Consider the following 21,211-nt stretch of genomic DNA (forward strand, 5'->3'; position numbering starts at 1 on the left):
TGGCACCGACGGTGCCCGCCGGGCAGATGATGGTTCCCCCACGGCAGACTCTAACTGCGCTGGTGGCATTTTGCCGGTCGCCATGTCGGCACGTCCTGTAGTTAGACTGCAGCGTGTCGTCTAATCTGCGACGACGTTCGAAGAGCAACCACCAGGAGGGCATGTGCCGTACGCCGTAGATTTCAAGAACGTGTCCACCGTTGGCCTGGAATCCTCACCCGTCGCAGACGCGCTCGCAGGGCTGCGGGCCAACGAGGCGCGCTATTACAAGAACAAGTACGACCACGATTTCACCGTCACGCCCGCAGCCGAGGCGCCGGAGACGCTCGAGTGGGTGAGCCGCGTTCTCGCCGAGGAACGCAATATCGTCATCGCCTCCCGTCCGCTGGAGGTGACGTCCTTCGAGGTGGACGGGCTTCGGATGGCCTACGTGTTCTACGAGTCCGGCCTGTCCATCAACGTGATGTACGGAATCGAGGACGGGGCGAAGCGCGCCGTCGGATTCAAGCTGTCCGACGGCATGGACGTTCCCGAGGAACTGGCGTCAAGCTTCAAGTTCGCCCGCCAAAAGTCCAAGCTGGCCGGCGTCATCCGCGGCTCCTACTTTGTGATCAAGGGCCAGTACTGACCCTCAGGCGCCCCGCGGATGGCCCTGCAGATCCATGGCCTGGTGGATCTGCAGGGCAAACCACAGCTGCGCCAGCGTCGAGGTCTCGGTCATGTCAAGGCCGGTCAGCTCACCGATCTTCCGGATGCGGTAGATGATGGTCTGCCGGTGCGCGAACAGGGCGGCCGCCGTTTTCTGCCAGGACCGCTGGGAGTCAAGGAACGTCCTCAGGGTGAGGATCAGATCCCCGTTTTCTCCCTGTTCGTACTCGAAAATGGGTCCGAGGAGCCGCTGGACCAGGGCATGGCCTTCCTCGAAGCTCGTGAGCCCCAGCCACGAGGGTCCCTCCGCATAGCGGACCAACCGTTCGCCGGTGCTTGACGCCGTCCCGAGGGCCCACATCGATTCCTGAAGGGCCCGCTGCGCGCCGGCGGCAGCGGAAGGCCGGCTGATGCCGATCCGCACGTCCGAGGGGACGGCGTGCCGCAGCAGAACGTCGGAACAGTCCGAGGCGACGGCCAAATGCAGGGTATTGGACCTGCGCTGGCAGGCCGTCGGATAGCCATGCCGCCACAGATCGACGTGCACGCCCGCCAGGCGCTCGCCGTCGTCGCTGGACATGGAAACGATCAGGAATTCCCGGGACGAGATCCCGAACTCAGGCAGCCGGCTTTCAATGTCGGCGATGCCCAGGCGCCCGTCGAAGGCCTGCGCAAGGAACTCCGCACCCAGCCTGCGCTGGTTCTCCAGCGACAGCGCGGTCCGGGACAGCTCCAGCCCAAGGACGGTGGCCGCGTGGAGCAGCACCACGGCATCGGGGAGCGGCTCGGATCTGGGCAGCACCACCAGGAGCGCGTTGGCGTGGGTCGGGATGTCCATCATCAGGAGGTGGCGGTCGCCGAAGCGGTGCCACTGGAACTTCTTGCTGGCTACCGGTGACTTGCTGGTCAGCGGTTCAAGGTGCTGCTCGAGGTCCGGGGGCAGCGGCTGGCCTCCGGGGTGCCAGGGGTGCAGGCACCGCCGGTCAATGACGAAGAGGCCCGCGTCGAGTTCAGCCTCGATGCCCAGGATCAGGCTGAGCCAGTTGTCCTCAGACGGCCCCGCGAGCCGCAGCAGGTCATAGATGCGGGCCGTCTGCCGCAGCCGGCGGGACTCCTCCAGTAACGACGATTCGGCGACCGACCGCGCGATGGCGATGAACGGAAGCGGGTACGGGATGCTGATCACCGGCAACGGCAGATGGTCGCAGACCTCGAAGAACTCGGGAAGGAGTTCAGGGGCATGCATCTGCTCGCCGATCGCCAGCGCGCTGGCACCGGCGTTGACCAGTGCCTCGGCCAGTTCAACCTGGCCCGCGGGATCCGCCGGGATGGAGAGCCCGTTGGTCATCATGAGTTCCCCGCCGGTGACCCATTCCCACAGGCGCGGGAGGTCGGAGGTGTGGGCCCAAGTGACACGGTTGCCCAGGCCGGCGGAACCTGCCAGGAGGCTCAGGCCCAGCTGAGGTTCTGCCAGCAGTTCGGCCACGGTGATCGCCATGTGCGGGTCCTGTTCATGCGTCCGAAGGCCATCCCCAGGTGGCTTTTACATATGTATAAGCACCTCGGTTATTTGTAGTCAATCATCGCATATACCGCGTGACGCCGATCACTAATAGTTAAGCCATAGACCTCAACCGGCGCAGGATCCAGTACAGCGAAGTACCGCGAAGAATCCGCAGGCCGGCCGAAACCACAGCAACCGGAGGACCCCTGCCATGACCACACACAAGCCGATCGGCCCCGTCGACGCCACAAAAGTCCCCCGCTTCGCGGGCCTCGGGACCTTCGCCCGGCTTCCCCAGATTGACCGGGTTCCGGACTACGACATTGCGATCGTGGGTGTCCCGTTCGACGGCGGCACCTCCTACCGCCCCGGCGCCCGGTTCGGTCCGGCGGCTGTCCGGGAGGCGTCGCGGCTCCTGCGCCCCGGCTATCACCCGGAGCTCGACGTCGAGCCCGTGTATGAGGCCCAGGTTGTGGACGCCGGCGACATCGCCTGCACCCCCTACGACATCTCCCGCGCGGTCCGCGAGATCGAGGAACAGGCCCTCCCTCTCCTCGGCGGCGCCGGTTCCGGCAAGAGGCTGATCTCGATCGGCGGCGACCACACCATCGCGCTGCCGATGCTGCGGGCCTTGAACATGGTCCACGGCCCGGTGGCCCTGCTCCACTTCGACGCGCACCTGGACACGTGGGACACCTACTTCGACCAGCCGGTCACGCACGGAACCATCTTCCGCCGGGCCTTCGAAGAGGGCCTCCTCGTCGAGGACAAGTCGATGCACGTGGGCATCCGCGGACCGGTCTACGACCGCAACGATTTCCTCCGAGACCACGAGTTCGGCTTCCAGATCATCCGCTGCTCGGACCTGGATGTCATCGGCGTTCCGGCCGCGATCCAGCGCGTCAAGGAACGGCTGGGCGACACCCCGGTGTACGTCTCCATCGACATCGACGTCCTGGACCCGTCCTACGCGCCGGGCACCGGCACTCCGGAAATGGGCGGGCTCCACTCCCGCGAACTGCTGGCGCTGCTCCGCGGACTGAACGGCATCAACATCGTGGGCGCCGACGTCGTCGAGGTTGCCCCGGCCTATGACCACGCAGACATCACCACCGTCGCCGCGGCAACCCTCGTCTTCGACCTCCTGGCCTTGATGGTGAACCGCAGCAAGGCCGTCAACAACGTGGCCGAGGACTTGCAGGCGGCCACCGCCTGAGCCGCAACGGTCGCTTGGGCCGCAATCGCGGGGCAGTCGCGCCTGGTTCATACATATGTACGAACCGGTTTACGGCATCTAGCCAATTGCCGGATTTCCACCGTGACGCAAGTCACGAAATGATTGATACATCAGATCCCGTGCCCGATGACGCGCCGGGACAGAACGAAGAGGTTCCCATGAACTCCTGGAACGCATCATGAGCGCTCGACCCACTCCCGCCGCAGCCGAGGTACCCAGGCTCGAGGACAAGACCATCCAGCCGATCCCCGCCGACGAACGCCACGGCAAGGCCCGTGACCTTTTCACCATCTGGTTCGGTTCCAACATCATGATCATGACGATCGTGACCGGGGGGCTCGCCACCACGGTGTTCGGGCTGAGCTTTGTGCCCGCCATCGTCGGAATCATCATCGGAAACCTCGTCGGCGGCATCTTCATGGCCCTGCACTCGGCCCAAGGCCCGCAGCTGGGCGTGGCGCAGATGATCCAGACCCGCGGCCAATTCGGTTCCTACGGGGCGCTGCTGATCGTCGGCATCGTCGTGATCATGTACGTCGGGTTCTTCGCCGCAAACCTCGTCTTTGGCGGCGAAGCGCTGGCCGCCGTCAGCCCGGGCATCAGCGTTGACGGAGGCATCATCGTCATCGGCGTCGTCAGCGTCGTGGCCACCATCTTCGGCTACCGGCTCATCCACGCCTACGCACGCTTCCTCAGCATCGTGGCCGGCCTGGCGCTGGCGCTGGCCTTCGTCTGGATCCTGGCCGTCCACGGATTGCCGGCCAGCTTCCTGACCCAGGGAAACTTCAACTGGGTGGGCTTCATGGCCACCATCTCGGTCTCGGCCCTCTGGCAGCTCGCCTACGCCCCCTACGTCTCGGACTACTCCCGCTACATGCCCCAGGGCACCGGCTCGGCCCCGGCATTCTGGGCATCCTACTCCGGCTGCGTCCTGGGAACCCTCTTCCCGATGGTCCTCGGCGCCCTGGTGGGAACACTCGCCATGACACTGATCAGCGACGGCAGCGCCGTTGAAATCGTCGGGAGCCTGAGCGCGCTCCTCGGGCCATGGACCCTGGTGGTCATCGGCATCTTCTGCCTCGGCGTGGCGGCGTCGAACGCCATGAATCTCTACTGCGGCGTCCTGTGCAGCCTCACGATCGGGCAGACGTTCAAACCGACCTGGTTGCCCCACGCCAGGACCCGGACCTTCGGGGCGCTCATCCTCTTCACGCTCGCCCTCATGATCTCGCTGTTCGCCCGCGATAATTTCATCTTCTTCTACACGAACTTCCTCTCCTTCCTGATGTACGTCCTGGTCCCGTGGACCGCCATCAACCTGGTGGACTACTACCTGCTGCGTCACGGCGACTACCGGGTGGAAGACTTCTTCAAGCGCGACGGCGGAGTGTACGGACGGTTCAACTGGATCGCGATCGGAGCCTACATTGCCGGCGCCCTGATCCAGGTTCCGTTCTCGGCCACAGCGATGTTCACCGGCCCCGTCGCCGCGGCGATGAACGGCGTGGACCTGTCCTGGATTGTCGGCCTGGTGGTGGTTGCACCCCTCTACTACCTGGCGGCCCGCGTGTTCCGGAAGGCCCCGGAAGCCGTCCCCTTTCAGTCACCCGCATTCGCCACTGAACTGATTGAAGCGCCGCAGGCCTAACCCCACCACCGCACATGCCCGGGGCGGCCGTACCCCCGCCCCGGGCGATGCCCCCACCCCACACACCTTCGACGCCGGCACCGGCGCAGAACGCAAAGGCAAACAAAATGACACTCACCAACCTCGAACGCTTCACGGCCCGGCGCTCCTCCACAGAGCAGACCTGCGCGGGCGTCCTGCCTCCGGCGGGGCACTTCATCGGCGGCTCATTCGTCCCCGGCTCCTCAAGCGAACTCATCGATGTGGTGGATCCCACCACGGAGCAGGTCATCGCGTCGGTGCAGGCCGGCACGGCCTCGGACGTGGACGTCGCGGTCGAGGCGGCCGTGGCGGCCCAGAAGTCCTGGGGCGCCACGACCCCGAAGGAGCGCTCCGAGGTGCTCTCCCTGATCGCCAACATCATCGAAGCCAACCGCGAAGTCTTCGAACTCATCGAATCCGCCAACACCGGCAAACCGCGGGCCGTCGCGGAGGACGATGTCTCCAGCACCATCGACACCTTCCGGTTCATGGCCGGCGCCTCCCGCACCCTGACGTCCATGGCAGGCGGCGACTACGCCGCCGGACACACCTCGGTCATCCTCCGGGAACCAGTCGGCGTCGTCGGCGTCATCACCCCGTGGAACTACCCGCTGCTGATGGCCGCCTGGAAGATCGCTCCCATCCTGGCCGCCGGAAATTCGATCGTCCTCAAGCCCTCGGAACAGACGCCGCTGTCCACGCTGAAGCTGGCCGAACTGGTGGCCGGACGCATCCCGGACGGAATCCTCAACGTCGTGACGGGCCAGGGCCGCACCGTCGGGCAGCGGCTCGCCGAACACCCCGACGTCGCCCTCGTCGCGCTGACGGGCAGTGTCGCCAGCGGACAGGCAGTCGCGGAAACCGCGGGCAGGTCGGTCAAACGCGTCCACCTGGAACTTGGCGGCAAGGCCCCCGTTGTCGTCTTCCCCGACGCCGACCTCCGCGCCGCCGCCGCCGGCGTGCGCAACGCCGGCTTCTGGAACGCCGGCCAGGACTGCGGCGCCGCCTGCCGCGTGCTGGTCCACGAATCCGTGGCCGAGGAGTTCACCGAGCACCTCGTGCGTGAAGTCGGCACGCTCGTCGTCGGCGCTCCGGGCGCAGGGGACGACGTCGAAATCGGCCCCATGATTTCCCGGCCGCACTTCGACCGGGTGCAGGAAGCCCTGGCCGAGGCCAAGGCCGCAGGCCTCCAGGTGGCCATCGGCGGCTCGGCGATGGAGGGCCCCGGCTACTTCATTGAACCGACGGTGATCAGCAACGTACCGGCCGGGGCGCACATTGCCACCCACGAAATCTTTGGTCCGGTGGTCACGGTCGAGTCCTTCAGCTCCACCGAGGAAGCCATCACCCGGGCCAACGAAAGCCCCTACGGCCTGTCCGCCTCCGTCTGGACCCGGGATTCCAGCCTCTCGCTCAGCGTTCCGAAGCAACTCGACTTCGGCACCGTCTGGGTCAACGCACACCTGGTGCTGGCCTGCGAGGTCCCGTGGGGCGGCTTCAAGGGCTCCGGCTACGGCCGCGACCTCTCCCTCTACGCCCTGGACGACTACTCCCGGACCAAGCACGTCATGATCAACCACGGCGCGTGAGCGTTAAGAACAGCATCGGAGTTCAGCAATGACCACCACCAACCACCCCCGCACCGCGCCGCCGGCCCGCGCCGCAACCCCGTCCGCTCCCTTCGGGACGGACGTCACCTGGACCAACTGGGGCGGCAACCAGAGCGCCACGCCGGCCTTCACGGTCCGGCCGCGGACCGAGCAGGAAGCGCTCGACGCCGTCCGGTTCGCCATCCGCGAAGGCCTGCCGGTGCGCGCCGTCGGCTCGGGGCACTCATCCTCCCCGCTCGTCCAGACGGGCGGGGTCCTGATGGACATGTCGGAGCTCTCGGCCATCACCGGGACCGACCCCGTGCGGCGCCGCGCGCGGGCCCTGGCCGGCACCACCATCCACTCCTTCGGCGATCCGCTATGGGAACAGGGGCTTGCCCTGGCCAACCAGGGCGACATCGACAAGCAGCAGATCGCCGGGGCGCTGGCCACCAGCACCCACGGCTCCGGAAAGAACCTGGGCAGCTTTTCATCGGCCCTGCGCTGGGTCAGGCTCATCAACGGCCACGGCGAAATCGTCGAGATCGGCGAAGGGCAGCTCCGCGAACTCCGGGCCGCCCAGGTGGCCTTGGGAACACTCGGGATCTTCCTGGAGGTCGAACTTGAGGTAGCGGACCGCTACTACCTGCAGGAGGAGATCACGTACCCGACGTGGGCGGAGACCGCGGCCACCTGGCAGGCGGACATCGACGCGAACAGGCACTACTCCTTCCTGTGGTGCCCTGCGGAGGATTCGTGTGAGCTCCTGGACCTCCCCGGTTCCCCGGGCCAGGACATGACAAACCGCAGCTACACCAAGCGCTACAACATCGCCCAGGTCCAGGACGAGCGGGAACTCTCGTCCGCCGAGGGTGCCCGGCTCGACCGGTCCTACCGGATCTACCCGGGCGGATTCACCACACCGTTCCATGAGTTCGAGTACTTCGTGCCCAGCGAACACGGCCTGGAGGCCGTCGAAGCCATCCAGGACCTGATCCGCACCCGGCATTCCGACCAGAAGTACCCCGTGGAGGTCCGCTGGGTGAAGGCCGACGACGGCTACATGTCCCAGTTCCAGGGACGCGACAGCACGGTGATCACGCTGACCACCGAACCCGGAACCGACTACTGGCCGTTCTTCCGGGACGCGGACGCGGTGCTGCAGGACTTCGAACCGCGGGCCCACTGGGGCAAGATCCACTTCATGACACGGAGCCGCCTGGAGCGCGTCTACCCGGAGCTTGACACCTTCATCCAGGTGCGCCGGGAGTTCGACCCCCGCGGGATGTTCCTGAACGACCACACCCGCGCGCTCGTCGGCTAAACCGCAGCGCTCATCAGGCGCTGCATCTGGACGCCGGCCCCGCTCCCCGGGGCCGGCGTGTAGACCACGATATGAAGATCGGGCCGGTCCGAGGGCGAGAGCTGATGGTGCTCGAGCTGGAGGACCCCCACTGCCGGGTGCTGGAAAAGCCGCTCACGGGATTCGAAGCCCAGGATGTCGTACCGGTCCCAGCCCTGCCGGAACTCCGGACTGGTCTCCAGGAGCCGTTCCACCTGATACTTGATGTCCGGATCACCGAGGCGCTGTCCCGTCTCTGCCCGGAACTCCGCGAGGAACCGCTTGCTCGTGACATCCCAGTCGGGAAGCAGGTCCCGGACATAAGGATCTGTGAACACCAGCCACAACAGATTGCGGTCCTGCGCGGCAACCGTGGCGATGTTGGGATAAAGCGCAGCGTAGGCCGTGTTCCAGCCGGCGACGCCCCAGTCGGGGAAGAGCGCGAACGCGGGGTTGGGGTCCAGGGCGTCCAGCAGCCGCTGGACATGCGCCGGCGCGGTGGCCGCGGCGGGACCGGCCGGAGCCGCGGCTGCGTAGCCGCCCAGCGACAGGACGTACGCCAGGCCGGTATCCGAAAGATGCAAGGAGCGGGAAATGGACTCCAGGACCTGACGGGACGGGCTGATGTCCCGGCCTTGCTCAAGCCACGTGTACCAGGTGACGCTGACCCCGGAGAGGAACGCGACCTCCTCGCGGCGGAGGCCGCGCTCGCGCCTGCGGGCCACCGGCGGGAGCCCGTAGTCGGCCCGCAGTGCCTGGTCCCGCCGGGCCCTGAGGAAGAGCCCGAGCTCCTTGCGCCGCTCAGAATTGTTCACCCGAGAATACTATTACTCTGGTACTCCCACTACTAGTATTAGCGCCGTCTTCCACGCGCCGGAAAGACCACGCAGGATGGTATCCATGCCTGCACTCCGCTCAAAAACAGTCACCCACGGCCGCAACATGGCCGGAGCCCGCGCACTGCTGCGCGCCTCCGGCGTCGCCAACTCAGACATCGGCAAGCCCATCATCGCCGTGGCCAACTCCTTCACCGAATTCGTACCCGGCCACACCCACCTCGCCCCCGTGGGCCGGATCGTCTCCGACGCGATCCTCGCCGCCGGCGCCGTCCCGCGCGAATTCAACACCATCGCCGTGGACGACGGCATTGCCATGGGCCACTCGGGAATGCTCTACTCCCTGCCCTCCCGGGACCTGATCGCCGACTCGGTTGAATACATGGTCAACGCCCACTGCGCCGATGCACTGGTCTGCATCTCCAACTGCGACAAGATCACCCCCGGCATGCTCATGGCCGCGCTGCGCCTGAACATCCCGGTGGTGTTCGTCTCCGGCGGCCCCATGGAGGCCGGCCGCGTGACCCTGACCGACGGGTCCGTACGCTCCCTGGACCTGGTGAACGCGATCGCCGACGCCGTCGACGAATCCATCTCCGACGCCGACATCAACCTCATCGAAGAGAACGCCTGCCCCACCTGCGGTTCCTGCTCCGGCATGTTCACGGCCAACTCCATGAACTGCCTCGCCGAGGCCATCGGCCTGGCCCTGCCGGGCAACGGCTCCGTGCTGGCCACCCACACCGCGCGCAAGGCGCTCTACGAGAAAGCCGGCCGCACCGTCGTCGAACTGGTGAAGCGCTATTACGACGGCGACGACGACTCCGTGCTGCCGCGCTCCATCGCCACCGCGAAGGCTTTCGACAACGCCATGGCCCTGGACATCTCCATGGGCGGCTCCACCAACACCATCCTGCACCTGCTGGCCGCGGCCCAGGAGGCAGGCGTGGACTACGGCCTGGCCGAGATGGACGCCAAGTCCCGCCAAGTGCCTTGCCTGGCCAAGGTGGCCCCGAACGTCGCCAAGGACAAGACCTATTACATGGAGGACGTCCACCGCGCCGGCGGCATCCCTGCCCTGCTGGGCGAGCTGAACCGCGGCGGACTCCTGCACAAGGACGTCCACTCCGTGCACTCCGCCGACCTGGACGGCTGGCTGGATGACTGGGACATCCGCGGCGGCAAGGCCACCGAGGAAGCCAAGGCGTTGTGGCACGCGGCTCCCGGGGGCGTCCGCTCCTCCACCGCGTTCTCCCAGTCGAACGAGTGGACCTCTCTGGACACCGACGCCGCGGAAGGCTGCATCCGGTCCGTGGAGCACGCCTACTCCAAGGACGGCGGGCTGGCCGTGCTCCGCGGCAACGTGGCCGCCGACGGCGCCGTGGTGAAGACCGCCGGCGTGGACGAATCCATCTGGACCTTCGAAGGTCCGGCCGTTGTGTGCGAGTCCCAGGACGAAGCCGTCGAGAAGATCCTGAACAAGACCATCAAGGAAGGCGACGTGGTGGTCATCCGTTACGAAGGCCCCAGGGGCGGTCCGGGCATGCAGGAAATGCTTTACCCGACGTCGTTCCTCAAGGGCCGCGGCCTCGGCAAGAAGTGCGCGCTCATCACGGACGGCCGCTTCTCCGGCGGTACCTCCGGCCTGTCGATCGGGCACATCTCCCCGGAGGCTGCCTCCGGCGGCACCATCGCCCTGGTGGAGGATGGCGACATCATCAGCATCGACATCACGCAGCGCTCCCTCCAGTTGCAGGTCTCCGACGAGGTTCTCGCCGAACGCCGGGAAAAACTGGAAGTCAATGGCGGTTACAAGCCCAAGGACCGGGACCGTCAGGTCTCCGCGGCGCTGCGCGCCTACGCGGCCATGGCCCTGTCCGCGGACAAGGGCGCCGTCCGCGACGTCTCCCTCGTGGAGCGCTAAGCGCACCACGCACCCCGGCGTGCTTCGGAGTTAATCCACAAACGTACGGCCCCGCCCCCCGGAGTCAGGGGAGCGGGGCCGTACGGGCTTTAAAGGACCGGTTCTTGGCCGGTTGTTCTTACTCGGGAACCACCAGAGCGGGGGTGTCCTGCCGGATGGTTTCGCCGCGGAAGAAGCCGGGGTGCAGCTTGGCGGTCAAGAGCATGATGAACGCGCCCAGGGCGAGGATGCCGACGCCCAGGATGAACACCAGGCCCACGCCGAAGACTTCCGAGCCGCTGCCGAATTCCGGTGCCCAGCTGTCCACGGCCGTCTGGATGAAGACCACGGTGAGGACCAGGCCGCCCAGGACCGGGAACAGGAGCCGCATGAAGAAGTTGCGGACGCTGCTGAACAGGCTGTGCCGGAAGTACCACGTGCAGGCGAACGCCGTGAGGCCGTAGTAGAAGCAGATCATCAGGCCCAGGGCCAGGATGGTGTCGTTCAGGACGTTTTCGCTGACCACCTTCATGATGGCGTAGAAGCCGCCGGAGATCAGGCCCGCCACCACGGTTGCGTAGCCGGGGGAGCCGAACCGCTTGCTGACCGTGGCGAAACGCGGCGGCAGGGCACGGTAGTGGCTCATGGCCAGGAGGCTGCGGGCCGGGGACGCCATGGTGGACTGCAGGGACGACGCCGTGCCGGAGAGTACGGCGAGGGACATCAGGATGGCCAGCGGACCCATGACCGGCGAGGCCAGGGCGGCGAAGATGTTCGACTGGTTGTCCGGGTTGTTCAGGCCGATGCCGTCAGCGCCGGTGCCGGCCACCATCATGGTCGCCACGATGACGATGAGGTAGAGGGCCAGGACGGCTACCGCCGTCGTCGTCCCCGCCTTGCCCGCTGTGCCCTTGCCGCCCTTGGTTTCCTCGTTGACCGTCAGGCACACGTCCCAGCCCCAGTAAACGAAGACCGCCAGCGACATACCCGCGGTGAACTGCTCGAAGCTTTCGATCTTGGCGGGGTTGAACCAATCCCAGCTGAACGCGAGGGAGGATCCGGCGTCGCCGGCCGCGGCGTGGGTGAGCGCCATGATGACGAAGACGCCCAGCACCAGCACCTGGAACCCGACCATGCTGTACTGCACGAGCTTGGTTGCGTGCAGGCCGCGGTAGCTGACCCAGACGGCCAGGGCCACGAACACGAGGCAGGTCACGATGTTCAGGGCCGTGTTGGAGGTCAGGTCCGCGAGGTCCGGGTTGTTGAACACCTGGGCCAGGAAGAGGTAGAAGAAGTCCACCGCCACGCCGGCGAGGTTGGACAGGACGATGATGTTGGCGGCCAGGAGACCCCAGCCTCCCATCCAGCCGACCCACGGGCCGAACGCTTTCGTGGCCCACGTGAACGTGGTGCCGCTGTCCGGCGAGTCGGCGTTCAGTTCCCGGTAGGCGAACGCCACCAGGATCATCGGGATGAACGCGACAATGAAAATTGCCGGCAGCTGCACGCCGACGGCGCCGACGGCGGGACCCAGTGAGCTGGTCAGGCTGTAGGCCGGCGCCACCGAGGAGATGCCTAGGACGACGACGGCGAGCAGGCCCAGCTGGCCGCCTTTGAGGCCCTTGCCCGTGATGCCGTGTTTGGACCCGGCCGGATCGACGACGTCGTGCGTTGTGGTGCCGTCTTTACGGCCGATAGTCTGACTCATTGCTGACCTGTTTCCTGGGGAGTGGACGGTTGCTGTTGGGTGGAGCCCGGGGATTCCGATCACGGTTACTTCGGTGAGACGGGCGTCACAGAAATGAACAAGGTTCATTTAGTATCGGGGGTGGGTTCAGTAAGGGGCAAGACCTAATATGAATAAAGTTCATTTATTTATTCGGCGGCGGGCCGTTAGGCCCTAGACCGCGGAAGGGTCGCGGCAGACTCTGGGCCTATGAGTGGAACGAACGGCCCGGTCCCGGACATCAAGTCCGCCCACCTGAAGGAACAGCCGACGGCGGTGGTGCGTGAGACCGTGCCCATGTCCGCACTGCGGGGCTTCTTCGACCGCGCCTTCGGTGCCGTTATAGGCGCCGTGCAGCAGCAACATGTCCAGCTGGCAGGGCCCCCGTTCGCCCTCTACCGCGGGATGCCGACCGACGTCGTGGACGTCGAGGCCGGGTTCCCGCTCGCCGCGCCGTTCACAAGCACAGGCGGGGAGGGCGGGCCCGTTACCGCCGGAACGCTTCCCGCGGGGAAAGCGTACGAGGCGATGCACATCGGCCCCTATGCCACGCTCCAGCAGACGTACGGCGCCATCATGGCGCGGATGCAGGCGGACGGCGTGACCCCGGCCGGGACCATGTGGGAGTACTACCTCAGCGACCCGGGTGCCGAGCCGGACCCGGCGAAATGGCAGACCCTGGTGGTCTGGCCGGTCGCCTGAATTGCGGCCTTCAACCCGGCGCCAGAGAGCCGCAAAAGACTCATACTGTCTGATTGGCCACACTATTCTTCAACTCCGTGCATAATGTCCTAAACTGCTTCACTGAGGTGCCTGAAATGGCGCTGCGCAGCAACGAAAGTGAACCCTGATATGGCTACCGATTACGACGCCCCACGCAAGACAGAAGAAGAGTCTCCCGCTGAGTCGCTGGAGGCCCTGCAGGCGTCCCGTGGCGGCGGCGCCCAGACTGCCGTGATCGACGTCGATGAGAACGACACCGCGGAAGGCATCGATCTTCCGGGTGCGGATCTGTCCGGCGAAGAGCTGACCGTCATTGTTGTTCCCGAGCAGTCCGACGAATTCACCTGCTCCTCCTGCTTCCTGGTCCGTCACCGGTCTCAGGTCGCCCGTGAAAAGAACGGCATGAAGTACTGCCGCGACTGCGAAGGCTAAATTCCTTCCACCGTTCCGGCTGCTTCCAGCAGCCGGTGACACAGCAGCGCCACATGAAGCGCCGGACCCGCAAGGGGACCGGCGCTTCATGCGTTCCTAACGGTTGGGCGCCAATCCCGACGCAGCCCTCGCCAGCCGGCCCGGCCGCTCCTACCCTTGAACTGTCACATCGTGCTATCACATCGCGCTATCACATCGCTCTGTCACATTGCTCGAGGGGGTGGCCGCTTTGAAGGGCTCCCGGTTGAATATTTCCGAATTCCGGAAGTTCCGCGCATTGCTTGCGGCACTGCTGATGGCTGTGGGCCTGGGGGTGCTGGCCCCCGGCCCGGCCGCCGCAGACCCCTACTGTGGGCAGGTCTGGGGTTCGCTGGCCAAGACGGATCCGGCCATGAGCCAGGCCAAGGTGGTCAACGTCCGGACCGGACAGCATTACTGTTTCGACCGCCTGGTGGTCGACCTGAACGGTCCCGCGCCCGGCTACACTGTGCGGTACGTGCCCCAGGTGGTGCAGGACGGCTCGGGCCTGCCGGTTCCGCTGCGGGGCCAGGCGTTCATCCAGGTGACGGTCAACGCGCCAGCCTATGATGACGCCGGCAAGCCCACTTACACCCCGGCCGACAAGAATGAACTCTCCAACGTGACCGGCTACCAGACCTTCCGCCAGGTGGCGTGGGCGGGCAGCTTCGAAGGCTACAGCAGCATGGGCCTTGGAGTCCGCGCGCGGCTGCCGTTCCGGGTCTTCACCTTGGCCGGGCCCGGCACAGGGTCACGGCTCGTGGTGGACGTGGCGCACTTCTGGTAAGGCTGACTGCGCCCGGCCGACCGGCGGCCGGCGGCGGCTACAGCGAGCCGAGTTCGGCCCGCAGCGGGTAGTCCCGGCCGTCGAGCACGAGCTGGGTGCAGGATCCTGATTCGCGGTTGAGCACGATCGGTGCCATGAGGTTCACGGTGGTGGAGCCGGGGGCGTGGTTGACCACGATCAGTACCTGGGCGTCGGAAGCGTGCGCCAGGCCCAGCGCATCCAGGGCCGCTGCCGGAACCGGGGGAGCGTAGCTGGGCGCGAAGATGGCGGCGTCGGCCAGGAACAGGCGCATCCCGGAGCCCGACTCCAGGGCGTACAGGCCGGCGGCACCCTCGACGCTGCGGAGAGTGAAGTCGTGCAGGTTTTCGAAGCCCGGCATGGGCGCGGTGAACGTGACGGGCGTGTTCAGCACGGCAGTGCTCACCGCAGGAAGTCCATCAGCGTGGGCTGCAGCACCCGTGCCGTCGCGGCCAGGGCCACCTGGTAGTTGGTCTCCTGCAGCTTCAGGTCCATGATGACGCTGCCGAGGTCCGCCTTTTCTATGCCGGTACGCTGTGCATCCAACGTGGCCTCCAATTCTGTGTTGACGTTGCCCGCACGTTCCAGCTGTGCCTGGCGTGTTCCTATCTCAGCACGTCCGTTGACAACATTTTTGAACGAAGCATCCAGGGCTGCAAGACGCGGGGTGATGTCCGCGCCGTTTTTTAGGTCGGCGGCGATCTTTCCCACGGTATCGAAAACCGAGCCGGCGCCGTCGCCGAAGACCGCGGCGCCATCCGCATCCACCCGTACTGTCTGGGTGGGGCTGATGCGGCGCTCCACGGAGGAACCGGCAACGCCCTGGAAGGCCGGAGGTGTGCCCGTGAAGGCGCTGGCGGCGTCGGAACTTCCCGCGAAAATGTTGCGACCCAGATGCTTGCTGTTGGCGATCGAGAGGAGGTCGTCGTTGAGGGACTCCAGTTCGATGGCGATGGCGTCCTTGCCGGACTGGTTCAGCGACCCGTTGCCCGCCATGACGGTGAGGTCCTGGACGCGGAGCATGATGTTGGTGGCCTGTTCCAGGGCGGAATCCGCCGCCGTGAGCCAGGTGTTGCCGTCGTCGATGTTCCGGCCGTACTGGGCGGTGGCCGCCTGCCTGGAACGAACATCGAGCGCCTGTGCGGTGGCTGCCGGATCATCCGAGGGGCGGGAGATCTTGTCGAGGGAGGCGGCCTTGTCCTGCAGTTCGGCCAGCTTCGCCTGCTGGGTCTGCAGCGTCCGCTGGGCGGCCGCGCTCATGGTCAGGTTCGTCACCCGGTTCAACATGGTGGCTACCTTCCTACAAGTCCGGTGCGGTTAATCAGGACGTCCAAGGCTTCGTCGACGGCGGTCATGACGCGGGCCGCCGCTTGGTAGGCATGCTGGTTGGTTAGGAGGCTGACGTTCTCCTCATCGAGGCTGACCGATGCCTGCGAGGCCCGGCCGGTCAGCGCCGAGGTCTGGGCTGCGGCGGTGAGTGCCTCGTGCTGTTGGGCGCCCCGGGACTGGACACCGATGCTGGTGACGATTCCTGACCAGATTTTGTCCGGGGACGCCGTGCCGGTGCCAAGCTGTGAGATCCGGTCCGCGATTCCGGTGTCCAAGGCACCCTTGTTGGGCAGTTTGAGGGCGATGTCGGCGGTGCTCGCCGGCGCCTTGATGCCCATGGCTGCAGGGCCGGTGGCGCTGACGGAGAAGAACTCGGCATTGGTGGCGCCGGTTCCCGTCTCGCCAAGCCTGTGGACGTCATTGACGGCTGTGGCCAGTGCGGTGGCGAAGTCGTTGTAGGACTGTGCGGCCTCGGCGATGGCGCCACCCGACCCGCCGGAGGCGGGTGCGAGCACCGACAAAGCGCCGGCGAGCTCGCCGCCGTCGAGCGCTGCCGTCCCGCCGGGATTGGTCCAGTCGATGCGCGGGGCGTTGCCCGTTGCCTGGTCCATGGTTGTTGCACCGGCCAGTGCCAGGGTCCGGACCGAACCACCTGTGACCAGGGCGTTGCCGCCGACCAGCACATCCACGGTGCCGTCCGGCTGTTCACGGACGGTGCCGCCGGCGAGGCCCGCAATCTTGTCCGTGAGTTTGGCCCGGGCGTCGATCAGCTCATTGGCGGACCCGCCCGCGGCCAGCGTTGAGCGGATGGTCGTGTTGTAGGCGGCAACCTGGGCGGCGGCGGCGTTCACGGCGTTGACGTTGTCCGCGGCCTGGGCGCGGACGCTGCTCCACTGTGCGTCGAGGGCCTGGTACGCGGAGGAAATTTTGTCGGTCACGGAGTTGGCTGCATTGAGCAGCAGACCTTTGGGCCCGTCCTGGTCGGGCTGATTGGCCGCGCCCTGCCACGCAGACCAGAATCCCTGCAGGGCAGTGGAAATTCCGTTCTCACCGGGTTCCTGGAGGATCCCCTCGATTCCCTGAAACGCTGAGGAGCGGACACTGGCGTAGCCGGCCTGGGAGTTCGTGGACCGGACACTGGAATCCAGGAAGATGCTGCCCAGCCGCGCGATCCCGTCCACGGACACGCCCTGTCCCGCTTCCGGACGGCCGGAGCCGAAGAGGCCCTGGGCCGGAGCGGCAATCGAAGACTGCTCCACGCGCTGCCGGGTGTACCCCTCGGTGGCGGCGTTGGCGATGTTCTGACCGGCCACGTTCATGCCCAGCTGGGCGGCCGTCAGTCCCCGGTAGGCGGTGTTCAGGGCGCCAAAAGTGCTCATGGTCGCTTCCTTAGAATTGCTGGTCGAAGATGCGGGAGCCAGCGGTTTCCGCGGTCTTACCGTGGGCGTCGTACGTGCCGGCGGCCGCCGCAGGCCGCAGATCGGCCAGGGACTCCTGGGCGGACCGGACAGCCGTGCGCAGGTACTGCTCGTTGGAATCGCGCAGTTCCTTGATGAGGGCGGTCTGGCGGGTCAGCGCGGTCAGGTGTGCGGTAAGGACCTCGGCCCAGGCACCTTCCGGAGCTGCGGCGGCGAGTTCTGCCAGGGACGCGTCGGACGGCAGCCCCCAGTTTTCGGCCACAACCGCCGCCTCGATGGTTCGTGCCAGGCTCGCCTGGGAAAGGTGCCCGAGGACCTGCTCGACCTCCCGCGTGCCGTGCGCCAGCCAGCGGGACTTGCCGGACGTGAGCAGCAGTTGCTCTTCCTCCAGCTTGAATGTCAGAACGTCCAGAAGTTCACGCTCCCGCCACAGCAGGGCTGAAAGTTCGTGGATGGCCATGGTCCGGACGGCTCCCTCATGTGTGAATGGTGCAGGTGGCTGATGCGGTGATGACAGGGCCTCTACACATCGTGCGGACGATGCAGGCTCCAGCAGGGTTCGTAGAAACTATCGGCGCGACCGGAGGATCCGTTAGCAGTAATACGGCTGATAACACGCAGCATTTGGCGCGAGGGAAAAACCGAAAACAATTTTGGATTTCTCCTTACCTGTGCTTTCGAAGCGGCGATAGCTACTCCTGAAGGCCCACGGATGGGCCATCGCTTATAGTCCCACTCACGGAGGAAATACCATGGGCTTCGTTATCAACAACAACCTTGCGGCAAACAACACTTACCGCAGCCTCAACGCCACCCAGAGCGACCTTTCCAAGTCCCTGGAGAAGCTGTCCACCGGCCTGCGCATCAACCGCGCCGGCGATGACGCAGCAGGCCTGTCCATCTCCGAGGGCCTCAAGTCGCAGGTCACCGGATCGGCTCAGGCCGCCCGCAACGCCCAGGACGGCATCTCGGTCATCCAGACCGCTGAAGGCGCCCTGACCGAGGTCCACTCCATCCTGCAGCGTGTGCGTGACCTCGCTGTCCAGGCCGGTAACGACTCGAACAACTCGGACGCCCGCGCGGCCATCAAGGCAGAGTCCGACGCACTGGGCGATGAACTGACCCGCATCGGTGACTCGACCAACTTCAACACCATCAAGCTGCTCGACGGCAGCGCCACCGCGCTGACCTTCCAGGTTGGAGCGGGCAGCACGGCCGCGGAAGACCAGATCGTCGTCGACCTTTCGGGCGCTGACATTTCGACCCTCGGCGCCACCGTCAAGGCCCTGACGTTCGACACCGCCGCAAATGCCCTTGCCTCGGTTGGTTCGGTTGACACCGAGATCAAGAACATCTCCACGGAGCGGTCCAACATCGGTGCCGTCCAGAACCGTCTTGAGCACACCATCAAGTCGCTGAACGTTGCCGGTGAGAACCTGCAGGCCGCTCAGTCCCGCATCGCAGACGTCGACATGGCGCAGGAAATGGTCAAGTTCACCAAGGCCAACATCCTGTCCCAGGCCGGCACTGCCATGCTGGCCCAGGCAAACCAGTCCAGCCAGGGCGTTCTTTCCCTCCTGCGCTAAACCGGTTTCCGGCAGCCGGCAGTCCAGGACTGAGGCTGCCATCCTGATCGGACGAAGAGACACCCCCGATCACCACGCTGCGGAAGGGCCGGACGATGCCACAACCATCGTCCGGCCCTTACGCGCAGCATCAGTAGTTTTGGAATACAAGACGTTTCGCTTCAGCAGCAGCAAGGAAAGGCAGCGATGGGAATCTCACTCGACGGACTGGCCAGCGGGCTCGACACCACCGCGCTTATCGCCTCCATCATGCAGGTCGATGCCCTTCCCCAGACGCTGCTCAAGAACAAGTCCTCAGACATCCAGTCCATGGTGTCCGCGCTCCAGGGACTCAACACCAAGGTAGCCGCGTTGGCAACGCAGGCGACTGCCGCGGCCAAACCCGGCGCCCTGGACCTCTACACCGCCGCTACGAACAGTGACAAAGTCACCGCCACGACCACAACAGGTGCTGCGGTCGGGTCGCTGGACTTCCAGGTCACCGCGCTCGCCCAAACCCAGGTCACTGTGACCCCCAAGGTGAACGGCGTGACCGGCTGGCCCTACACGACCATGACTATCAACAGCGGCGGCACCCCGTACACGATTGAACCGCTCAGCAACAACCTCGACGACGTTGTGAAGGCTGTCAATGCCGCCGGCGCCGGCGTCACCGCAAGCAAGGTGGACGTGGGCGGCGGAGATTTCCGGATCCAGTTCACCGCGACGAAGTCCGGCAGCGCCGGGGCCTTCACCATCTCTGATCCGGGCACGACCTTCACTGACGTCAAGGCTGCGCAGGACGCGGAGATCACGCTTTGGCCGGGCAACCCCGCGGTGTCGACAACTGTCAAGTCGTCAACCAACACCTTCGCCGAACTGTTGCCCGGAGTCTCAGTCACTGCCAAGGACGTCACCGCCGCCCCGGCCACCTTGACCGTGTCCCGTGACGACGCCGGGATCACCAAGGTCGCTTCCGACCTGGTCGACGGCGTCAACGGCATCTTCTCGTTCGTGGCCAGCAGGACCGCGGTCAGCACGACGACGAACTCGACCGGTACCACGACCTCGGCCGGCGTCTTTGCCGGCGACACCACGGTGCGTTCGGTCGACCAGGACATCCTCTCGGCCGCGTCGCTGCCGGTCGGCACCCCGCCGCGGTCGCCGTCGGAAATCGGCATCAGCATCACCAAGACCGGCACCATGGAGTTCGACGCCACCAAGTTCGGCGCCGCCCTCGCTGCCGATCCTGCCGGTACGGCGGCCAAGGTGCAGGAGATCGCGGGGCGGATTGCAGCCGCGGCTACCAAGGCCTCGGACAAGTACGATGGCACCTTGACCAAGACCATCACGGGCCAGCAGTCCGAAGTCCGCGACCTTGCCGACCGGATCAGCGACTGGGACACCCGGCTCGCTTCCCGAAAAGCCACCCTCCAGCGGACTTACTCAGGACTTGAGGTGGCGCTCAGCAACATGAAGGCCCAGCAGTCCTGGCTCACGTCGCAGCTTGCCGGTCTCTCCTCAGGAAGCAGTTCATCATGACGTTCAACGGCTACGGAGCGGGTGGCTTCGGAAGCGCCGCGCAGCGCAACCAGTACCTCGAAGATTCGGTCCTCTCGGCTCCGCCGGCGCGACTGCTCACCATGCTCTACGACCGTCTCCTTCTGGACCTTGGCCGGGCCGAGACCGCGCAGCAGGCCTCGAACTGGCCGGTCGCGTCCGAAAACCTCCTGCACGCGCAGGCCATCATCGCCGAGCTCGTCTCCTCCCTGAAGACGGACGACTGGGACGGCGCCGACGGCCTGCTGGGGCTGTACAACTATGCGTTCACTGCCCTGGTCAACGCCAACATCCAGCGCGATCCCGTCCTCACCCGGGAGGCGATCGACCTCCTGGAGCCGTTGCGCCAGGCGTGGCACGAGGCCGCCGCGTCGGTTCCCGCGCCGGCCGCCGCGGCACCCCCCTTCGCGGCGAAAGCCGCACCCGCCTTCGCCGGAGCATGGAACACCCAGCCCGGATCAGGCGGCGGGAGCCTCGGTTTTGGCTGACCCTGCCGAGGAGATACCCGCGGACACCACCCTGGCCGCCTGGATGGCTGTCCTGGACGTGCTCGAAACGGCCGTCCAGTCCGCTGAGCGCACCCTGAAGGATCCGCTGGGGCCGCTGGCCGCCGCCACCGGGTCCGCGGCCGAACCACGGCCGGAAAAACGCTGGACCCCGCCGCCGCTGCCGGGACCGCTGCCGGCCGCCGCCCGGCGCCGCGCCATCGCCCTGGCCGCCGCCCAGGAGCGCGTTGCCCTCCGGCTGGAAGAGGCCCGGCGGGGCGTGGCCCGCCAGCTGCAGGCCGTCTCCTCCGTGCCCGGGGTGGGGGAGTCGCCCGGAGCCGTGTACCTGGACGTCAACGGCTAAGAACCCCGGCCCCAGAACATCCGAAAATACTCTCCGGTTTTCGCCTAACGCGGCGCTG

20 protein-coding genes are annotated in these 21,211 nt (G+C 66.2%); 13 read left to right on the plus strand and 7 right to left on the minus strand.

The window, feature by feature from the left end; all coding sequences use genetic code 11:
* Positions 1-163: 163 nt before the first annotated feature.
* Positions 164-628: a phage tail protein gene (locus CFN17_RS10410; RefSeq protein ID WP_208747654.1), complete on the plus strand. Its 465-nt coding sequence runs from the start codon at positions 164-166 to the stop codon at positions 626-628.
* Between the two features lie 3 nt (positions 629-631).
* Here the strand turns inward: CFN17_RS10410 and CFN17_RS10415 are convergent, their stop codons facing one another.
* Positions 632-2,146, minus strand: a complete 1,515-nt coding sequence (locus CFN17_RS10415) for a PucR family transcriptional regulator (protein ID WP_208747655.1) — start codon at positions 2,144-2,146, stop codon at positions 632-634.
* Positions 2,147-2,363: 217 nt separating this feature from the next.
* Here CFN17_RS10415 and speB point away from each other — a divergent pair, with 217 nt between their 5' ends.
* From speB to CFN17_RS10435, 4 genes are all read left to right on the plus strand, one after another.
* Entirely contained in the window at positions 2,364-3,368 is a 1,005-nt protein-coding gene (gene speB / locus CFN17_RS10420; protein ID WP_208747656.1) for an agmatinase, read from the plus strand.
* 199 nt (positions 3,369-3,567) lie between these two features.
* Positions 3,568-5,037, plus strand: coding sequence for a cytosine permease (locus CFN17_RS10425; protein ID WP_208747657.1), 1,470 nt, complete (start codon positions 3,568-3,570; stop codon positions 5,035-5,037).
* Positions 5,038-5,144: 107 nt separating this feature from the next.
* Positions 5,145-6,647, plus strand: a complete 1,503-nt coding sequence (locus CFN17_RS10430; protein ID WP_261792148.1) for an aldehyde dehydrogenase family protein — start codon at positions 5,145-5,147, stop codon at positions 6,645-6,647.
* 28 nt (positions 6,648-6,675) lie between these two features.
* Positions 6,676-7,971: a D-arabinono-1,4-lactone oxidase gene (locus tag CFN17_RS10435; RefSeq protein ID WP_208747658.1), complete on the plus strand. Its 1,296-nt coding sequence runs from the start codon at positions 6,676-6,678 to the stop codon at positions 7,969-7,971.
* On the opposite strand, the gene CFN17_RS10440 is transcribed toward CFN17_RS10435, so the two are convergent.
* Positions 7,968-8,804: a helix-turn-helix transcriptional regulator gene (locus tag CFN17_RS10440; protein WP_208747659.1), complete on the minus strand. Its 837-nt coding sequence runs from the start codon at positions 8,802-8,804 to the stop codon at positions 7,968-7,970. The genes CFN17_RS10435 and CFN17_RS10440 overlap by 4 nt on opposite strands.
* 85 nt (positions 8,805-8,889) lie before the next feature.
* Between CFN17_RS10440 and ilvD the strand changes: the two genes are divergently transcribed.
* Positions 8,890-10,749, plus strand: coding sequence for a dihydroxy-acid dehydratase (gene ilvD, locus CFN17_RS10445; RefSeq protein WP_208747660.1), 1,860 nt, complete (start codon positions 8,890-8,892; stop codon positions 10,747-10,749).
* A gap of 118 nt (positions 10,750-10,867) precedes the next feature.
* On the opposite strand, the gene CFN17_RS10450 is transcribed toward ilvD, so the two are convergent.
* On the minus strand, positions 10,868-12,436 hold the full coding sequence (locus CFN17_RS10450; protein ID WP_208747661.1) for an APC family permease: 1,569 nt from the start codon (positions 12,434-12,436) through the stop codon (positions 10,868-10,870).
* A 228-nt stretch (positions 12,437-12,664) separates the two neighbouring features.
* On the opposite strand from CFN17_RS10450, the gene CFN17_RS10455 reads away from it, so the two are divergent.
* The 3 genes from CFN17_RS10455 (at position 12,665) to CFN17_RS10465 (ending at position 14,414) form a co-directional block, all read left to right on the plus strand.
* Positions 12,665-13,156: a GyrI-like domain-containing protein gene (locus CFN17_RS10455; RefSeq protein ID WP_208747662.1), complete on the plus strand. Its 492-nt coding sequence runs from the start codon at positions 12,665-12,667 to the stop codon at positions 13,154-13,156.
* 150 nt (positions 13,157-13,306) lie between these two features.
* The gene (locus tag CFN17_RS10460) at positions 13,307-13,609 is read left to right on the plus strand and encodes a DUF4193 domain-containing protein (protein ID WP_090956868.1); all 303 of its coding nucleotides are present in this window, start codon (positions 13,307-13,309) and stop codon (positions 13,607-13,609) included.
* A gap of 295 nt (positions 13,610-13,904) precedes the next feature.
* Positions 13,905-14,414 carry a hypothetical protein gene (locus CFN17_RS10465; protein WP_208751434.1) on the plus strand — a complete coding sequence of 170 codons (510 nt, stop codon included), beginning with the start codon at positions 13,905-13,907 and terminating at the stop codon, positions 14,412-14,414.
* 37 nt (positions 14,415-14,451) lie between these two features.
* On the opposite strand, the gene fliW is transcribed toward CFN17_RS10465, so the two are convergent.
* The 4 genes from fliW to flgN are packed head-to-tail and all read right to left on the minus strand — an operon-like array spanning position 14,452 to position 17,639.
* Positions 14,452-14,838, minus strand: a complete 387-nt coding sequence (gene fliW, locus CFN17_RS10470) for a flagellar assembly protein FliW (RefSeq protein ID WP_261792149.1) — start codon at positions 14,836-14,838, stop codon at positions 14,452-14,454.
* Positions 14,835-15,719, minus strand: a complete 885-nt coding sequence (gene flgL / locus CFN17_RS10475) for a flagellar hook-associated protein FlgL (RefSeq protein WP_208747663.1) — start codon at positions 15,717-15,719, stop codon at positions 14,835-14,837. The genes fliW and flgL overlap by 4 nt, the downstream gene beginning before the upstream one ends.
* Positions 15,720-15,724: 5 nt before the next feature.
* Positions 15,725-17,140, minus strand: a complete 1,416-nt coding sequence (gene flgK, locus CFN17_RS10480) for a flagellar hook-associated protein FlgK (RefSeq protein WP_208747664.1) — start codon at positions 17,138-17,140, stop codon at positions 15,725-15,727.
* Between the two features lie 10 nt (positions 17,141-17,150).
* Positions 17,151-17,639, minus strand: coding sequence for a flagellar export chaperone FlgN (flgN, locus tag CFN17_RS10485; RefSeq protein ID WP_208747665.1), 489 nt, complete (start codon positions 17,637-17,639; stop codon positions 17,151-17,153).
* Between the two features lie 292 nt (positions 17,640-17,931).
* On the opposite strand from flgN, the gene CFN17_RS10490 reads away from it, so the two are divergent.
* The 4 genes from CFN17_RS10490 (at position 17,932) to CFN17_RS10505 (ending at position 21,153) form a co-directional block, all read left to right on the plus strand.
* On the plus strand, positions 17,932-18,765 hold the full coding sequence (locus tag CFN17_RS10490; protein WP_208747666.1) for a flagellin: 834 nt from the start codon (positions 17,932-17,934) through the stop codon (positions 18,763-18,765).
* Between the two features lie 186 nt (positions 18,766-18,951).
* Positions 18,952-20,286: a flagellar filament capping protein FliD gene (fliD, locus tag CFN17_RS10495; protein ID WP_208747667.1), complete on the plus strand. Its 1,335-nt coding sequence runs from the start codon at positions 18,952-18,954 to the stop codon at positions 20,284-20,286.
* Positions 20,283-20,792: a flagellar export chaperone FliS gene (fliS, locus tag CFN17_RS10500; RefSeq protein ID WP_208747668.1), complete on the plus strand. Its 510-nt coding sequence runs from the start codon at positions 20,283-20,285 to the stop codon at positions 20,790-20,792. Before fliD ends, fliS begins: the two co-directional genes overlap by 4 nt.
* A complete protein-coding gene (locus CFN17_RS10505; RefSeq protein WP_208747669.1) occupies positions 20,785-21,153 on the plus strand; it encodes a hypothetical protein in 369 nt (122 codons plus the stop codon). Before fliS ends, CFN17_RS10505 begins: the two co-directional genes overlap by 8 nt.
* Positions 21,154-21,211: the final 58 nt, after the last annotated feature.

This window comes from Arthrobacter sp. PM3 (genome assembly GCF_003352915.1).
Taxonomy (GTDB): Bacteria; Actinomycetota; Actinomycetes; order Actinomycetales; family Micrococcaceae; genus Arthrobacter.

Excerpts from the sequence above, each read along its gene's own strand:
- CFN17_RS10415 (WP_208747655.1), bottom strand. The coding sequence starts at position 2,146 with ATGGCGATCACCGTGGCCGAACTGCTGGCAGAACCTCAGCTGGGCCTG.
- CFN17_RS10490 (WP_208747666.1), top strand. The coding sequence starts at position 17,932 with ATGGGCTTCGTTATCAACAACAACCTTGCGGCAAACAACACTTACCGC.
- flgL (WP_208747663.1), bottom strand. The coding sequence starts at position 15,719 with ATGTTGAACCGGGTGACGAACCTGACCATGAGCGCGGCCGCCCAGCGG.
- CFN17_RS10450 (WP_208747661.1), bottom strand. The coding sequence starts at position 12,436 with ATGAGTCAGACTATCGGCCGTAAAGACGGCACCACAACGCACGACGTC.
- speB (WP_208747656.1), top strand. The coding sequence starts at position 2,364 with ATGACCACACACAAGCCGATCGGCCCCGTCGACGCCACAAAAGTCCCC.
- fliS (WP_208747668.1), top strand. The coding sequence starts at position 20,283 with ATGACGTTCAACGGCTACGGAGCGGGTGGCTTCGGAAGCGCCGCGCAG.
- CFN17_RS10430 (WP_261792148.1), top strand. The coding sequence starts at position 5,145 with ATGACACTCACCAACCTCGAACGCTTCACGGCCCGGCGCTCCTCCACA.
- CFN17_RS10425 (WP_208747657.1), top strand. The coding sequence starts at position 3,568 with ATGAGCGCTCGACCCACTCCCGCCGCAGCCGAGGTACCCAGGCTCGAG.
- CFN17_RS10435 (WP_208747658.1), top strand. The coding sequence starts at position 6,676 with ATGACCACCACCAACCACCCCCGCACCGCGCCGCCGGCCCGCGCCGCA.
- CFN17_RS10460 (WP_090956868.1), top strand. The coding sequence starts at position 13,307 with ATGGCTACCGATTACGACGCCCCACGCAAGACAGAAGAAGAGTCTCCC.
- flgK (WP_208747664.1), bottom strand. The coding sequence starts at position 17,140 with ATGAGCACTTTTGGCGCCCTGAACACCGCCTACCGGGGACTGACGGCC.
- fliD (WP_208747667.1), top strand. The coding sequence starts at position 18,952 with ATGGGAATCTCACTCGACGGACTGGCCAGCGGGCTCGACACCACCGCG.
- CFN17_RS10465 (WP_208751434.1), top strand. The coding sequence starts at position 13,905 with ATGGCTGTGGGCCTGGGGGTGCTGGCCCCCGGCCCGGCCGCCGCAGAC.
- CFN17_RS10455 (WP_208747662.1), top strand. The coding sequence starts at position 12,665 with ATGAGTGGAACGAACGGCCCGGTCCCGGACATCAAGTCCGCCCACCTG.
- flgN (WP_208747665.1), bottom strand. The coding sequence starts at position 17,639 with ATGGCCATCCACGAACTTTCAGCCCTGCTGTGGCGGGAGCGTGAACTT.
- ilvD (WP_208747660.1), top strand. The coding sequence starts at position 8,890 with ATGCCTGCACTCCGCTCAAAAACAGTCACCCACGGCCGCAACATGGCC.